14 protein-coding genes are annotated in these 15,473 nt (G+C 44.9%); 5 read left to right on the forward strand and 9 right to left on the reverse strand.

What is annotated here, in order from left to right:
- Position 1: 1 nt before the first annotated feature.
- The 4 genes from sbcE to ACZ07B_RS11355 all read right to left on the reverse strand — a co-directional run bounded on the left by sbcE (position 2) and on the right by ACZ07B_RS11355 (position 6,378).
- A complete protein-coding gene (gene sbcE, locus ACZ07B_RS11340) occupies positions 2–2,893 on the reverse strand; it encodes a DNA repair/recombination ATPase SbcE (RefSeq protein WP_464877225.1) in 2,892 nt (963 codons plus the stop codon).
- 4 nt (positions 2,894–2,897) lie between these two features.
- The gene (locus ACZ07B_RS11345; RefSeq protein ID WP_406901221.1) at positions 2,898–4,124 is read right to left on the reverse strand and encodes an exonuclease SbcCD subunit D; all 1,227 of its coding nucleotides are present in this window, start codon (positions 4,122–4,124) and stop codon (positions 2,898–2,900) included.
- A 105-nt stretch (positions 4,125–4,229) separates the two neighbouring features.
- On the reverse strand, positions 4,230–5,489 hold the full coding sequence (locus ACZ07B_RS11350) for an ABC transporter permease (RefSeq protein ID WP_003244912.1): 1,260 nt from the start codon (positions 5,487–5,489) through the stop codon (positions 4,230–4,232).
- A complete protein-coding gene (locus tag ACZ07B_RS11355) occupies positions 5,482–6,378 on the reverse strand; it encodes an ABC transporter ATP-binding protein (RefSeq protein ID WP_003233262.1) in 897 nt (298 codons plus the stop codon). The genes ACZ07B_RS11350 and ACZ07B_RS11355 overlap by 8 nt, the downstream gene beginning before the upstream one ends.
- A 126-nt stretch (positions 6,379–6,504) precedes the next feature.
- On the opposite strand from ACZ07B_RS11355, the gene ACZ07B_RS11360 reads away from it, so the two are divergent.
- Positions 6,505–6,690, forward strand: a complete 186-nt coding sequence (locus ACZ07B_RS11360) for a YhzD family protein (protein WP_015715596.1) — start codon at positions 6,505–6,507, stop codon at positions 6,688–6,690.
- Positions 6,691–6,710: 20 nt separating this feature from the next.
- On the opposite strand, the gene ACZ07B_RS11365 is transcribed toward ACZ07B_RS11360, so the two are convergent.
- Positions 6,711–7,478: an enoyl-CoA hydratase gene (locus tag ACZ07B_RS11365; protein ID WP_124059656.1), complete on the reverse strand. Its 768-nt coding sequence runs from the start codon at positions 7,476–7,478 to the stop codon at positions 6,711–6,713.
- A 185-nt stretch (positions 7,479–7,663) separates the two neighbouring features.
- On the opposite strand from ACZ07B_RS11365, the gene khtS reads away from it, so the two are divergent.
- The 3 genes from khtS to khtU all read left to right on the forward strand — a co-directional run bounded on the left by khtS (position 7,664) and on the right by khtU (position 9,766).
- Positions 7,664–7,981 (forward strand): K(+)/H(+) antiporter modulator KhtS, encoded by a 318-nt coding sequence (gene khtS / locus ACZ07B_RS11370; protein WP_464877193.1) that lies wholly within the window; start codon positions 7,664–7,666, stop codon positions 7,979–7,981.
- 63 nt (positions 7,982–8,044) lie between these two features.
- Complete coding sequence (khtT, locus tag ACZ07B_RS11375) at positions 8,045–8,542, forward strand: K(+)/H(+) antiporter subunit KhtT (RefSeq protein ID WP_003233269.1); 498 nt, start codon at positions 8,045–8,047, stop codon at positions 8,540–8,542.
- A gap of 6 nt (positions 8,543–8,548) precedes the next feature.
- Positions 8,549–9,766, forward strand: coding sequence for a K(+)/H(+) antiporter subunit KhtU (khtU, locus tag ACZ07B_RS11380; RefSeq protein WP_014476307.1), 1,218 nt, complete (start codon positions 8,549–8,551; stop codon positions 9,764–9,766).
- 17 nt (positions 9,767–9,783) lie between these two features.
- On the opposite strand, the gene ACZ07B_RS11385 is transcribed toward khtU, so the two are convergent.
- Positions 9,784–11,289, reverse strand: coding sequence for a coproporphyrinogen III oxidase (locus tag ACZ07B_RS11385; RefSeq protein WP_014479327.1), 1,506 nt, complete (start codon positions 11,287–11,289; stop codon positions 9,784–9,786).
- A gap of 111 nt (positions 11,290–11,400) precedes the next feature.
- Positions 11,401–12,267, reverse strand: coding sequence for a Cof-type HAD-IIB family hydrolase (locus ACZ07B_RS11390; RefSeq protein ID WP_003233277.1), 867 nt, complete (start codon positions 12,265–12,267; stop codon positions 11,401–11,403).
- A 484-nt stretch (positions 12,268–12,751) separates the two neighbouring features.
- Between ACZ07B_RS11390 and ACZ07B_RS11395 the strand changes: the two genes are divergently transcribed.
- Positions 12,752–13,825, forward strand: a complete 1,074-nt coding sequence (locus ACZ07B_RS11395; RefSeq protein ID WP_130572165.1) for a DNA alkylation repair protein — start codon at positions 12,752–12,754, stop codon at positions 13,823–13,825.
- Between the two features lie 43 nt (positions 13,826–13,868).
- Here ACZ07B_RS11395 and ACZ07B_RS11400 read toward each other — a convergent pair whose 3' ends face one another.
- Together ACZ07B_RS11400 and ACZ07B_RS11405 are read right to left on the reverse strand one after the other, a co-directional pair.
- Positions 13,869–14,222: a YlbF/YmcA family competence regulator gene (locus ACZ07B_RS11400; protein ID WP_003224239.1), complete on the reverse strand. Its 354-nt coding sequence runs from the start codon at positions 14,220–14,222 to the stop codon at positions 13,869–13,871.
- Between the two features lie 100 nt (positions 14,223–14,322).
- Entirely contained in the window at positions 14,323–15,456 is a 1,134-nt protein-coding gene (locus ACZ07B_RS11405) for a DUF445 domain-containing protein (protein WP_014479323.1), read from the reverse strand.
- Positions 15,457–15,473: the final 17 nt, after the last annotated feature.

A 15,473-nucleotide genomic window follows, 5' to 3' on the forward strand; every position in this document is an offset into this window, starting at 1 on the left:
TTTATGACACCAAATGGATGATTTGGCTGCTATGAAATGCATCTTTTACGTGCTCATGGCATGTAAAATACAAAATCTGCCTACCGCCTTTGGATAAATCATACAGAACATGTAATACACGTTTCAGCCTTTCCTGATCAAAATGAACAAAACTGTCGTCAAGCTGGAAAGGAAGCATTGACCCATCCTGGCGCGTAACGGCCAAAGCAAATCGGATCGCTGTATACAGCTGTTCACATGTCCCTTGTGACAGCTCTTCCGCATGATAGACAGTTCCATCGCCATGCATAACCATGATCGAATCATCCGATTCGGAAAAATAAATGGTTTGGTAGCTTCCGTCAGTCAGGGGGCGGAAGAATTCTCCTGCCGTCTCCAGAAGGCGCGGAAGCTCGACTTTTTTATGCCGCTCCAATTTGTTTCTGATCACCTGTTTGATCATTTGTATCGAGGCCCATTTTTTAGCCGTTTCTTTTACACGTTCTTTTTGCATTTCGGTTTGAAGCTTGAGGTCTGAGACCAATCCCGAAGCCTCTAATTGTTCCTGTTTGACTGAGAGCAGTGCGATTTGGCTGCGGAGCTGCTCGATCTCCTCAGTCAGCCGCTCTTTTCTTTCATTCTCAACAAATTGCTTATCTTTCAATTCAGAAAGCGTATTGGAATCCGCCAGTTCAAGTTCCTCCGGGTGCCCGCCTTGAAGCTGTGCGTTTACGTGATGAAGCTTGTTCTCCGTATCCTTCAATTGCCTGCTGATGTCGGCTATGGCAAAAAACGCATCTCTGTCTTTTGCAGCAGCCGCGGCAAATAACTGTTCGATCTGTGCGTGGAAATACTGTATTTCTTGCTCAAGTTCAAGCATCTGTTCCTTTGTATAATGAATATCTGTTTCAATTTCCTTTTTTTGCTTCTCAATTTCTTTTTCACGTTCAATGTTTTTCCGCAATGTGTGAAGGGCGTCCGAAATGGAGATATCCTGACTCTGATTCACGGGACGAAGCATACTGACGCGTTCTTCGAATGTTCTCCGGTGCTTTTTCAGCCTGCCTGCTTCAATGGTCAGCTCATGCTTTTTCTTCACTTCTTTTTTAACATCCTTCATTAAGCTGTATGCATCAAGCAAAAATGATGGATCTTCCTTAAATCCGAGCTCATTCATAAAACGCTCAACCTGTGTAAAGGACGGCGCCATTTCGGCTTCCCACTGTTCAAACTGCTGGATGACCCTTTCATACGCCGCCTCTTTTTGCTGGAGCGCTGCACGCTGTGTGAGAAGGTGCTGCTTATTGCGGTCATCCTCCCATAACGCTCCTCTAAGCATTTCAGCTTCTGCTGGTGAAATATCCGTCATGGGCTGTCTTGTCTCTCGGCTGTTTCGAAAAGACGGTTTTCCTGATACAAGCCAATACACAATAAGTGCAGCGCCGAAACTTATGGCGGGAATCCATTGCTGCAGCAGAGAAAAGAGAACGATGAACAACATACCAGCTGCAATGACAGTCTTTTTCTGTTTAGCCTGCTGTCTTTCAAAAAACGTTAGCTGTTCTCTGAGCTTCGCTTGCTCTTGGTGCTGCCCCTGTGTTTCATCATATGCTCTAAGAGCTGCTTCTTTATCTTTTCTTTGGCTGTTTTCAAGAATCGCGGACGAAGCGGCACGAACGGCCTTTTCCGCGTCTTCCAGCTCTTGCCGGGCAAGTTCAAACGTCTCGTCAAGCTGCCGTTTTCTGTCTCTTGCCTGTACATATTGCTGCACCGCTTGCTGAAGCTGCCATTCATAATCATATGAGGTGTTCATATTCAGGAGCTCATTTTCATCCGTTTTATTAAGCTGTTCCAGTCCTGCCGCTGTCTGCGCAGACGTCTGGCGCAGCTGTGCCTGAATGGCTGCCAGCTGTTCTCCCCAGGATTGGTACATATGAAACGCTGCCGAAAGCTCTTGTATCAGCGTTTCTTTCGCCAATAGTTCTTTATTGGGGATAAGCTTTTGCCTCTGTTTGTCCAACTCCGCCATCTTCACCCGAAGCGCCTCAAGCTGTGCTGATTTCGGGTGCAGATGGGATTCATATTTTTCCAGCTGATGCAGTCCGTCAGCAGGAAATTGTCCTACATGTTCCGGAAATTCTGCAATCACCTGTTCGAGTGTCGCTTTTTCATTTAGCAATGGTTTTCGCTCAATCGCTCCCTCAATCATTCGGATATGTCCCGCCGTCTCTTTCAATTCGGTTTCCGCGGCTGCAAGGCGGGCTTCAAGCGTTCGTTTTTCCCCGAGAAGCTGATGATAGCCCGCTTCCTCTGCTTCAGCCTGTTTTAGCTTCACTGCCAGCTGCTTAAGCGTTTCCAGCTCCTGATTCAATTGAGGGTTTCGCCCATTTGGTTTATAGAGCCTTTCGCTTTCCTTCGTCAGCCTTGAATCAAGCTTTGATACGGCTTCAGCACCAAACAAGCTGGAAAAGAGCAAAAATTCCCCTATCTTATCCCGATTAAAGGCGTGAATTTCCTGCAGCCCGAATACGTCAAACGAATATATGGCTTTGTACAACGACCTGTCTGTGCCCTGGAACAGCTGCTTTAAAACATCTCCCTGCTTTACTTCGCCCTTTTCTGTGTACACGCTTAGTTTTTCGGCAGTCCCTTTCGTCCGTTCGATCTTCAGCACCCCATATTCAGGATGTTCAGCTTCAAGAACACCGCCGTAGACACCGCCTGTTTTCGGTTCATATTTTTTTGTTTTTGGAAAACCGAACAGCATACTTTCAATAAATGACATCATCGTCGTTTTTCCTGCCTCATTTAATCCGTAGATGACTTGGACAGGAGAGGCGGAAAAGTGAAAGGTCCGATTGGAAAATTTTCCGTATTGGTAGATATGTAAGGATATAATTCGCAAAGCTGTCACCGCCTCATGTATCAAGCACCTTAAGCTGCTTTTTCAATAAAATCTGTGCCTGTTCTTTTATTTCCTTTACCTCCTCTTGGCTAAACCGGTCCGCGTGCCTTCTATACACTGGATGCCGCTCAAGCCCTTCCAGCACGTCTGACAGATCGCTGCGATCAATGTCTTCAAATAAACCGCCAAAAAAAGGATCAAGGTTTGTTAGGTTTGCTTCGTTTTCTGTCTCATCGTCCAATCTAAGAGGCCAAACGAAACGTTCTTCCTCCGCTTCTTGCTCCTGAAGAGCTTCAAGAAACTCATCCAAGGTGCCTTTTGGCGCCTCCAGCAGCCATTCCGGCGCCGTCCCTTGTAAAACAAGCCTTACACAAACAGGGCTCCCCTTTTTCCGCAGCTTCGAAAACGTGTTCTCCACCATTTGGAAGAGGACGGTCATATTCTTTGCCTCCGTCACATCAACCGCCGCTTTTTCCCACAGGACATCATGCGCTCTCTGAAATTCATAAGATATATCTCCGTTTGTCACATGAACGAGATAATAGCCTTTATCTCCCGTCTCCTTCATATGGCGTGCTTGCGTGTTTCCCGGGTAAATGACTGCCGGATGCTCGGCAGATAGAACCTGGCGTTTATGTATATGGCCAAGCGCCCAATAATCCATCCCGCTTTTCACGAGGTCGTCATGTGTAAACGGGCAATACGGATCGTGTCCTTCAGATCCTGACAGCGTGCCGTGGAGCATGCCGATATGAAACGGTGCGTCAGTTGATCTCCGATAGCGGGCGGCTTGGTTTTCCGTCACTGCTCTGGCTTGATAGCTGAAGCCGTAAATGCTTGCTATGCGCCTGCCTTCTTTAAAAAACGATTTTTCTTCTGGAACAGCGGACGAAAAAATATGGACATTCTCAGGCCATTCAATCGGAGTCCACTCCCCGCCAAGATGATCGTGATTCCCAAAGATGACGTATACCGAAATTCCGCACTCTCTGAGTCTTTCAAACTGTTTTTTCAAAAAGAGCTGAGCCTTTAAGCTTCGATTGGCTTCATCAAACAGATCTCCCGCAAGCAAAATGAAATCAACGTGCTCTCTCACTGCGGCGTCTATCATATGTCTCACGCTTGCAAACGTGCTTTCTTTAATCCGGGCAAAAATCGGCTCCGGCAGATGCGATATCCCGTAAAACGGGCTGTCAAGATGAAGATCTGCCGCATGAATAAAGGTTAGATCAGTCAACATTCTGCTCCTTTCCAGGATGAAGTACCCTTATTTTAGCACCGAATTCTTGCGAATGCACGTTCTGTCAATAAAGAAACAGCCTGAGAATCCCAGGCTGTTTTCCAATCAGTTTTTCGCTAAACGAAGCGCTTGTTTGATCGCTTTGAACGCGCTTGAATTGCCGTAAATTAATACACCGCCTTTATAAATTCTGGCGCCGATAACGGCCAGTATGACAATGGTGAGCAGTGTGATTCCGATTCCGACAGCCGCCTGCCAGAACGGAATATCAAGCATGCCGACGCGCAGGAACATAATCATTGGCGTAAAGAACGGAATAAACGAAGTTACCGTAATAAATCCTGCGTCAGGCGCATTCAAACCGAACATCGCGATCATAAAACCGGCGACAACCAAAAGCGTCATCGGCGTGATCGTTTGCTGCACGTCCTCTATTCTGCTGACGACACTGCCGAGAAACGCGGCAAGTGTCGCGTACAAAAAGTATCCGAGCAAAAAGAAAATGACAGCATAGATGACAGTAGTTGCAGATACGTCGGTCAAATTAAGGAACCCGCCGACAGATGAAGCCGTTTCGCTCTTTTGGTTCAGCTTAAGCGACAGAGAGCCTGCTCCTATAATAATAGCAAGCTGTGTGATCCCGACAAGCCCGATACCAAGCAGCTTTGCAAACATTTGCTGGATCGGCGGCATACTTGAGATCAGGATTTCCATAACTCGCGAAGATTTTTCGGTTGCGACCTCCATCGCTATCATGCTGGCATACATAATCACCGAGAAATAAATGACGAACAGCATAATGTAAACAAGCCCTACCGTCTGGCCAAGCTCTTCCTCAGACTTTGCCCCTTCTTTCAGCGCCTTCTGCCCCACAGTAACAGGCGCATAAAGGCTGCTAATCGTTTCCTGCGACACGCCGAGCTCCGCTGTTCCGACAGCTGTTTTGGTTTGCGTCAGCGCCTGCTGCAGCGTTTGATACGTGCTTTCATCAGAAATCGTTAACGCTTTATATGTTCCTGAAATGGTCCCTTTTTCATCTCGTTTGATGATGAGCATGCCATCGAGTGATTCATCTTTGACTTGCTTTGTGACCTCATCCTCCGATTGCTTCGACAGCTTCACATCAAGATCGCCGTCTGTATCCACCGCTTTCAGCTGCTTAGAAAAAACCGGATATAATTCGTTTGTTTCATCAACAACGGCGATTTTTTCTTTCGCATCGTCACCTTGAAACAAAGAAATGATCGACTCCAGATTTGTTACAACTAAAACAAGCAGCACCGTGATGACAGTCGAAATAATAAAGGATTTTGCCATAATCTTATTTTTGTATGTATGAGAAAGCATGATCCAAAATTTATTCATAGACGGCCCCCACCTTTTCTATAAAAATATCATGCAGTGACGGCTCTTCAAGCTCAAACTTTCTGATAAACCCTTTTCCTTGGAGCATAGCAAAAATCTCTTGAGAAATGTCTTCATTGGCAATCTGCAGCTTGACACCGTCTGCCGTTTCCTTCCATTGAAGAATGCCTTCATGGGACTGCAAAAAGCGCAGATCGTCATCGGAGTGAATGGTAACATTCTTTTTACCGAAAGAACGCTTGATCTCCTTCAGCTTGCCTTGTACAACCGGTTTTCCTTTCTGCAATATGCAAAGGTTCTCACAAAGCTCCTCCACATGTTCCATCCGATGGCTTGAAAATAAAATAGAAACACCGCTGTTTTTCAGCGAGATCACAGCCTCTTTTAACAGCTCAACATTGACAGGGTCCAAGCCGCTGAATGGTTCATCAAGAATCAGGAGCTCCGGCTTATGCAAAACTGCCGAAATGAATTGGATTTTCTGCTGATTCCCCTTCGAAAGCTCTTCCACCTTCTTATTCTCGTAATCTGTAATATTGAAGCGTTCAAGCCATGTCCCGAGCTCTTTTACAGCCTCTCGCTTCTCCATCCCTTTTAATCTGGCAAGATAGACGAGCTGATCCCTTACCTTCATTTTCGGATAAAGGCCCCGCTCTTCCGGCAAATAACCGATTTTGTTGCTGATATGATAATTCACAGGACGGCCCTTCCAGCTGATTGAGCCCTCCGTAATGCTTAATAATCCTAGGATCATGCGAAACGTCGTTGTTTTTCCCGCTCCGTTTGCGCCTAATAAACCGAACATTTGCTGTTCCGGAATATCTAAGTCCAATCCGTCAACGGCTTTATAATCTCCAAATGTCTTCGTTACGTGATCAATTGTAAGCACTGAATCTCCTCCTTCCCTGACCCATTATATACTAATTTTGGATAAAGCATAATAAAGGATTTTGATTTCCTTTTTAGAATATAAATGAAGAAAGACTGATAAACCTTAAAATGGAGGAGAAACCTGATGGCTGATTATTTCCTTACCGTATTTGATCCTTCGGGGAACACGCTGGTAAACGAGCGATTCGAGGCAGAACATGAAGAAGCGGCAAAAACTCATGGTGAAGCCCTCTTAAAAGAAAAAGAGCTTCATAGTCATACTCATCGTTTAGTCAATGCAGCCGGAAAGCTGATTTTGTTTCACAGATGATCAGCTTTCCGGCTGATCTGTTACGCTTGAAACTTCGGCTCCCGTTTTTCTAAAAAGGCACGGATTCCTTCTTGGTGATCCTTGGTCCTTCTCATTCTCTCTTGGGCGCTGCGCTCAAGGGATAGCACTTTTTTCAGTTCTTCAATCTGGAGGCTTTGAAAAATAGCTTTCGTTTCGATCATCGCCAAAAGAGGGGAGGCCAACAAGGTTTCGATAATGGGTCTTGCGCCTTCGGCAGGGTCTCCAGCAAATGTCCCATCAAGAAGCCCCATATCGGCAGCTTCCGAGGCAGATAGTTTTTTTCCGCTCCAAATCAGTTTTTTCGCTTTTGCTTCACCGATTCTTTTCTTCAGCAAATAATGTCCTCCGCCGTCCGGAACAAGCCCAATGCCGATAAAATTCATCGCGAGAACGGCGTTTTTTTCAGCGAGCACAATGTCCGCACAAAGCGCCAAACTCAGGCCCAGTCCCGCAGCAGCGCCATGAATGGCTGCAATTGTCACTTTCTTCATCTGATATAAATTCAGGGTGACAGCCTCAATCGTATCCATCAGCCGTTTAAATTGATCAGAGTCATGCTCTGATGTCATCATCCTGATATCACCGCCGGCCGAAAAGCCTTTCCCGCTTCCTCTCAGGAGAACGATGAGCGCCTCGCTTGCAGCCGCCATTTCGACTGCCTCCTTCAATTCAGACAGCATCTGTTCATTCAGGGCGTGATGGGCATCAGGCCGATTCAGGATAATCTCTGCAACGGCCCCATTACATGCATATTGAACAAACTCCATATAAAGCACCTCCATGTATGCGCTTGCTTTTTTCTTTCTCCTATACATTCCTCGCCATCCTCAAATAAACCTTTTTATTTTTCAAGGTCAATAGATACTGAAAAATGCATATTGTTTGAATGGAAACATAAAGTTTTATATAGTGAAAAAGAAGGGATATCTTGACGAGAAGGGAGGAAAGGAACATGGATAAATTGCTGATCAGTTTTCTGTTAAGTTTATTTATGGTGTACTTTCCCCCTTCGGACGTGGTTCTGCCTTCCCAGTTTGAAGCAAGCACTGACAGCTATGTGCCTATGTCCTCATATCCGCAGGAAACACAATCGGCAAAAACGCCGGCGCCGGGCAGCATGCACCCGGCTGAGCTGATCAAAGAGTACAGCCCGCTGGCGCAGTCTGTCAGGCAGCTCTCTGTCAAACCACTTGACGAACCGCTGATAAACAGTCTGGAAAAGGCTTGTGCCGTCCCTGTCAAATACCAGTCTAATTACCTCCGAATATAATTTGCTCAAGTTTTATTTGTAACTCACCCCATACTGCCAACACTACATTCGGAGGGATTTTCATTGAATATTAAAGAAAACGATCTGCCGGGCATCGGCAAAAAGTTTGAAATCGAAACAAGAAGCCACGAAAAAATGACGATTATCATTCATGATGACGGAAGAAGGGAAATTTACCGGTTTAATGACCGGGACCCGGATGAGCTTCTTTCAAATATTTCATTGGATGATTCTGAAGCAAGGCAAATTGCAGCTATTCTCGGGGGCATGGTCTATAAACCGCAAGCTCTGGAGTCCATCGAAATGGCCTTCAGCGATCTTATTATTGAATGGTTTAAGGTTGAAAAAGGCGCCAAATCGATCGGGCGCACACTCGGAGAGCTTGATGTTCGCCAGAATTACGATGTCACTGTAATTGCCATTATCAAACACAACCAGGAAAAGCTCCTAAATCCCGGAGCCGATTCGATTATTGAAGAAAATGACACCCTTGTCCTCTCAGGTGAGAGAAAGCATCTGAAGAAACTGATTCACGATTTTCTTTCTGGAGAGGGCGTGTGAGCCCCGATGGACCATCTTGTATTTGAAGTCGGAACTGCACTTGTGCTTGTGGCAATCGCCAGTGTGATCGCCAATAAAATTAAATTTTCGATTATTCCGTTTCTGATTGTGCTGGGAATGCTTGTTGGACCGCACGCGCCGAAAATAGGGATTATTGATCTAACATTTATTCAAAGCAGTGAAATCATTGAGTTTTTCGGGCGAATGGGCGTACTGTTCCTCCTCTTCTATCTCGGACTCGAATTCTCTGTCGGGAAGTTAATCAAATCAGGAAAATCAATCGCGGTCGGCGGGACGATTTATATTTTGATTAACTTCAGTCTCGGACTGCTTTACGGGTTTATCACCGGATTTTCCTTTCTGGAAGTCCTCATCCTCGCAGGCGTCATCACAATCTCGTCAAGTGCGATTGTCGCAAAAGTGCTCGTTGATTTAAAAAGAACCGCCAATCCGGAAACCGAATTGATTCTCGGCATCATCATGTTTGAAGATATTTTCCTTGCCGTATATCTGTCCGTTGTTTCCGGCCTTGTGCTAGGTGATGCGACATCCGTAGGGAGTGCGCTCTTGTCCATTTTGATCGCCTTCGGTTATATGCTGCTGTTTTTTATCGCAGCAAGAAAACTCCCGCCGCTGTTGAACAAACTGTTGGACATTCGCTCAAACGAAGTGTTTATTATCGTCATTTTCGCAGCGCTCTTTTTTATCGCCGGGTTTTCCGAGACGATTCATGTAGCAGAAGCAATCGGCGCGCTGCTGCTCGGTTTGGTCTTTTCAGAAACAGAGCATTCCGATAGGATTGAACACCTCGTCGTTCCGTTTCGCGACTTCTTCGGTGCGATGTTCTTTTTCAGCTTCGGCCTCAGCATCGATCCGTTTTCGCTCGGTGAAGCGGTTTGGCTTGCGTTGGGTGCAGTGATTTTGACCATTCTGGGAAATTTTATCGCCGGAATGGTGGCAGGACGACGCGCAGGGCTTTCTCATAAGGCTTCATCGAATATCGGGCTGACGATCGTATCGCGGGGAGAATTTTCGATTATCGTTGCGAATCTCGGGATAGCCGGCGGACTGTCAGCCACATTAAAGCCGTTTGCCGCATTATATGTACTCATTCTGGCGATTTTGGGACCGCTTGTAACAAAGGAATCAAAACGAATTTACCGCTTGCTGAACAAGGTATTTAAATGGAAGCCTGATGTCCAGCCCGCAAAAAAACAGGGATAAAAAAAGCAGCACTGTGATCAGTGCTGCTTTGTCGTTTTCTCAAAAATCTGCTCTAAATATTTGATTTTTTCGTCCGTGTAGTGCTCGAAGCGCTCATTGTACGATTTCGGATCTTTCGGATTCGCAAAATGCGTAATTTTCCCTGTATCCCGATCAATAAATTTACTAGCAGCGCCGCAGCCGATGCCAATAATCGTCTGCACCTCTTCCATAATCATAATGTTGTAGATGCTTTCTTGTCCCGGCAAAGAGTATCCGACGTTTTCAAGGTTTCCAAGAATGTTTTTCTGGCGGTATAAATAATAAGGCACGTACCCATGCTCTTTCGTCCAGGCTACCGCGTCTTCCATCATTTGAGAAACCTCTTCCCTGCCGGCAACTTTGTACTTATGCTTGTTTCTCGTCATTTCTGACGCCCGTTTAAATGAAAGAGTATGAACGGTAAGGGATTCCGGCATCAGTTTTTCTGTTTCTGAAAGACTGTGCCTGAACTCCTTCACGCCTTCCCCAGGCAAACCAATAATCAAGTCCATGTTGATATTATTCATGCCGTGCTGGCGTGACAGATGATATTTCTCAATGGTCTCTTCAACCGTATGGTGCCGCCCGATCGCCTTTAGCGTTTCGTTTTCATAGGATTGCGGATTGATGCTGATCCGATCAATGTCATATTTGTTTAAAACGGCGAGTTTTTCTTCTGTAATCGTGTCAGGACGACCGGCCTCCACCGTAATCTCACGAATGTTTTTCACATCCGGGAAGGAGCGGACCATTTCTTCATACAGCAGATCCATCTCCTCCGCTGTAATGCTTGTCGGTGTCCCGCCGCCAAAGTAAATGGTTGTAACCTTAACATCATGCTCCTTCAGCCATTCACCGATTTTCTGCATTTCGTAATGCAGTCCCCATAGGAATGAGCCGACTCTGCCTGCCTGTCCTTGGATGGCGTACGCAGGGAATGTGCAATACGCGCATTTTGTCGGGCAGAACGGAATGCCGATATAAATGCTGACTTCATCCTTTACTCGGTACAAATCCGGAACTGCCGCCAGCTGACGGTCAACAATTTCCTGCATTAGCATGATTTTTTCATCATGAATTAAATAGTCTTTTTTCAACTCAGCATGCGCTTGCTCCTTGGACATTCCGCTTTGCAGTTTTTTATGAAGCAGCTTTGTGGGCCGGATTCCTGTGAGGATTCCCCACTTCTGCGTAATGCCCGTATGCGCCTGAAGAAGATTGAGATACACATAAGAAATTGTGTTTTTCACTTGCTTAAAAGCTTCTTTTTCATTCATGCCGGGAGAAAAGAATTTTGTATGCTGTTCCTTTATGCCAGTTCCCTTCACTTCTCCCGAAACCGTCACATGCTCATCCGTTTGTGACAACGCTAAAGAAATGACAAAATCTGCGGGCTCCTCTCCGCCATACGCAAGCTCGCACTCTTCATAAAACAAATTTGCAATATTTTGCAGAGGCCGATGCAGGCGGTCATCATGTATGCCTTCTATTTTAATTTGCAACTTCATCACCTAATTTATCAGATTCAAAACTTTCTTTAGTGTACAGAAATAAACTGCTAAAATCAATCCGGCAAAAAAGCCGCCGCACCTGTCAGGGTGCGAGCGGCTTTTTTACACACGTTTCATGTGGAACTTATCAAGAAATCCTTTTCGCTGCTGCATTCGGAAATATTCCTTCATCATATAAGCGACACCTTGCTCGTCATTGGACCTTGTAACCCAATCTGCCTTTCTCTTAATTTCCGGAACGGCATTCCCCATCGCTACCCCAAGACCGGCAAGTTCGATCATCGGCAGATCGTCATACTGATGCCCAATGGCCACGACATCATCCATACTCAGGCCCAGCTCTGAAGCGACGAGGGCCAAACCCGCTTCCTTCGAGACACCTTTCGGGACGATATTCAGCTTCTCATCGTTTACGCGAATCACATCCACCGCAGGGAAGGCTTTTGTAATCGTTTCTGTAATGTCATGCTGAATGTCGTGCTCCGTGTACACCTCGATGACGGGTGCACTCACCGGCTCATCCATGAGGAGATCGCTTAATGATTCAACGAACTGGACTGGATAAAAGATCGGGTCAGACGGATGAATGAGTGCTTTCCCCAATAAATTCGAATTCACCTTTTTCTTGTTTCCGATGGAATACTTTTCGTGAAGAAGCCGAATATTGCATTGATAGCTCTCCAGCACTTGAACAATGTTAAAGGTATGATCATCAGAAATTCTTTTTTCAAAAAACGGGGCGTCAATTTTCTCAGCGATATATGCCCCGCTATGGGTGATCAGCTTGGCATCAAGCTTTAGCGATTTCGCAATTTTCTGTGCTGAACGAAAATGACGGTTGGTCACGAGTGTGACGTAAATCCCTTTTTTCTTTACATATTCAATCGCGTCTTTCGTTGCCTGATGAATCTTCCCGTTCGACCGAAGCAGCGCTCCATCTATATTTAAGGCAAGCAATTGTTTTGACACAGAGATGTCCCCCTCCTTGATGACTGTACTTGTGTATAGGATATGACCCTGTCTCTGTGTTTAGAACAACCTTTTCTTAAAGCAAAAAAAGCCTGGCTCAGCAGACTTTATAATGGCTTGTTGATAGGATACGATCGAAGCAGCCATTCTCCCTAATATCGTTATTTCGATTTGCGAAAAATCATGTATCAGGAACCCCTTGTTTGACCAATGATGCGCTCCGAACACTTACTCTCTGTTGCTTATCCCCTCTATATAACGGCATGATATGCGACCGTATCCATTTGAAATAGGTAAGTGTAGGCGCTTTCAATGCTATTATCTCAGTTTTCCTTACCGATGACAAGGGTTTTTTTAACTAAAAAAAGTAACCAACTTTTGTATATCCGTGGTAGGATCAGTTGTTAATTTTTAGGACCATACACTTGATCCAGAACGTACATTCCCATACAATATAAATAATAAACGAAAAAGCGGTGTTTATATGGCTGATTTAAAAGAAATATATAATGAAGAACTGATATCTCAGTTGATCCATCATGTAAGGTCATCCTATCCTGATTTTAACAAAAACAGATTCTTGGATACATTACGGCTGGAGGACTGGCCTGAACTCACTTTAAAAGAGCGGATGCGCCGCGTGACAGTTTCTTTATACGAAACTTTGCCAAAACAATACGTTGAAGCGCTCGCAATTTTACGGGATACAGCCCCTCATTTTAAAGGACTCAGCGGAATTTTATTTCCAGATTATGTGGAACAGTACGGGTTAGCGCATTGGGATGAATCAATAAAGGCATTGGAATACTTTACGCAATATTCGACCTCAGAATTTGCTGTAAGGCCTTTTTTGCTGTTAGATCAAGAAAAGATGGTTGCACAATTGCTTGCATGGTCTGAGCATAAAAATGAACACGTGAGAAGACTTGCGAGCGAAGGCAGCAGGCCCCGCCTGCCATGGGGAAAATCGATACCGGCTTTGAAATCGGACCCTTCCCCCGTATTGCCGATCCTTGAAAAGCTGATGCAGGACGAGTCCTTATATGTAAGGAAAAGCGTGGCCAACAACCTTAATGATATATCAAAAACGCATCCTCATTTACTGAGAAAAGTCGCAGATCAATGGTACGGAACACATCCCCATACAGACTGGATTATCAAACACGCCTATCGGACCTTATTAAAAAAGGGTGATAAACAGGCCTTAGCGCTTTTTGGTTATGAAAATGCTGATTCGATACAACTACATGATTTAACATGCCAGCCCAAACGTATAGTTATTGGCGAAAGCCTTGAATTTTCTTTCTATATTCATTCAGACAGGGATCAAAAAGTAAGAATTGAGTACGCAATTGATTTTGTAAAAGCAAGAGGCCAGCGTCATCAGAAAGTATTTAAAATAACTGAAACAAATATACGAAAAAACGAAACAAAGTTATACACAAGAATCCAATCCTTTAAGGATTTAACCACCAGAAAGCATTACAAAGGTATTCATACATTATCAGTGATCATCAATGGAGAGGTAAAAGATTCATTGGATTTCCAAGTTTGCTGAATGAATAAAAAATCCCTTCTTATCCAAGAAGGGATTTTGCTGATTAGCCTTCAACACTGCCGTAAAGCTCTTCCAAAGGCTTCATAATGATTTTGTTCAATTCACCAATCAGCATGCTCATGCGCTGCTCCGCTTCCATCAGCTGAGAAATTTTTTCGTGCTGCTGTACAAGCGCTACTGTTTTTTGAGCCTGCGTCACTTCTTCTTGTGTAATCTCTTCTCCTGCCATTTGTTTTTGCTGGAGTCTAAGCTGTACATCACGGAAGTTTTCGAACATGCGCTTCGCTGATTCATCTGCGTTAACTTCGTCGTAAAGGTTTTTTAAACGGGTAAACTCTTCGCTCCCGCGTAATGCATTTTCCAGATCATACGCTACATCATAAAAATTAACAGCCATTGTAAATAGCTCCTTTCATCATTGCCGTTTTGCCGTTTGACATACCACTCCACTATAACAGACTATGGAGCTCCTTTCATTAATCAAAAACCATTTCTTCTTAAAAAAGGATGACAAACAGTGCTTGAATCGCGCCTATAATTCCGCCGAGAAGGCCCCCCAAATAGGTAATCATTTTAAATTCTTTTTTTGAAATGGACAGCACCATTTCTTCAAGACGCTCCACCGGGAACTGATCCACCTGCTCCTTGACGATTTCCTCAAGACGCAACCGTTTTAAGACACTTTCAAGGTTGGACGAAATCCCTTCAAGCAATTTGTCTAACAGTGCCGGCAGCATTTGCTGGGTCAGCTCAGATTCATAGCGGACGGTAAGCGTGCCAATCGTATTGTCGAAGAAAGGGGCAGTCGAAAATGCTTGCAGCACTCTTCGTTTCAAACTGAAAATGAGCGCCTTTGCATTCCATTTTTCATCTGCTTCATTAAACGTATACTCCCTCAGCTTGCCCCATTCGTTTTTTAAGAGATCAGAAAGCAATTTATTTGTTTCCTCATTCCGCAAGAATTTCAGCAGCTCCGGCAGCACGCGATCCGCAAGGCTTGAATTGCCAAGAAACATTTGCACCATGCTTCCAAGCATGCCGCGCTCTTTTAAAAAGTCATCAATCATATTGCCAAGACGGATTTTTCCTTCATCACTTTCAAAATAACGGACACTCCGTGACAATATATATCCTGAAATCATCGGAATCTTTTCCTCTAGCTTTTCCTGCACCTCTATAGGCACCAGCTCTTTTAACGATTGGTGCCCGTATTGGCGGAAAAGCTCATTCAGCTTATCATCCGTCCAGCTGCTGATCCATGCATCAGCAGCTTTTTCGGGGCGCTTCATCCCGGCTTTTTCAAGCGCTTCTTTTACTGTCACTTCAGAAAGTGACAGCTTTTGAATCAGCTGTTCCCCCACTCGAAGAGCCTGCGTTTTGGCTGCATCAGAGACGAGCCGCTTTTTAATGCCTTCAGGGGTTAAGAGATGATTGACTACCATCAGTCCCATTTGTTTTGCAAGTTCATCTCGCCGTCTCGGAATCAGCCCGGGCGTAAAAGGAACTCGTTTCCCAAACAAATAGTACGCTTTATACGGCCTAAACAGCATTTGAATTGCTAAATGATTGGTCACCGCTCCAATGGCAGCGCCGATCACGATCATAAAAATAAAGGTTCCTGCAATACCCATTCCTATTCATCTTCCTC

This window comes from Bacillus sp. 9.4, assembly GCF_055486415.1.

Excerpts from the sequence above, each read along its gene's own strand:
- ACZ07B_RS11345 (WP_406901221.1), bottom strand. The coding sequence starts at position 4,124 with ATGTTGACTGATCTAACCTTTATTCATGCGGCAGATCTTCATCTTGAC.
- ACZ07B_RS11350 (WP_003244912.1), bottom strand. The coding sequence starts at position 5,489 with ATGAATAAATTTTGGATCATGCTTTCTCATACATACAAAAATAAGATT.
- ACZ07B_RS11360 (WP_015715596.1), top strand. The coding sequence starts at position 6,505 with ATGGCTGATTATTTCCTTACCGTATTTGATCCTTCGGGGAACACGCTG.
- ACZ07B_RS11365 (WP_124059656.1), bottom strand. The coding sequence starts at position 7,478 with ATGGAGTTTGTTCAATATGCATGTAATGGGGCCGTTGCAGAGATTATC.
- khtS (WP_464877193.1), top strand. The coding sequence starts at position 7,664 with ATGGATAAATTGCTGATCAGTTTTCTGTTAAGTTTATTTATGGTGTAC.
- khtU (WP_014476307.1), top strand. The coding sequence starts at position 8,549 with ATGGACCATCTTGTATTTGAAGTCGGAACTGCACTTGTGCTTGTGGCA.
- ACZ07B_RS11395 (WP_130572165.1), top strand. The coding sequence starts at position 12,752 with ATGGCTGATTTAAAAGAAATATATAATGAAGAACTGATATCTCAGTTG.
- ACZ07B_RS11400 (WP_003224239.1), bottom strand. The coding sequence starts at position 14,222 with ATGGCTGTTAATTTTTATGATGTAGCGTATGATCTGGAAAATGCATTA.
- ACZ07B_RS11405 (WP_014479323.1), bottom strand. The coding sequence starts at position 15,456 with ATGGGTATTGCAGGAACCTTTATTTTTATGATCGTGATCGGCGCTGCC.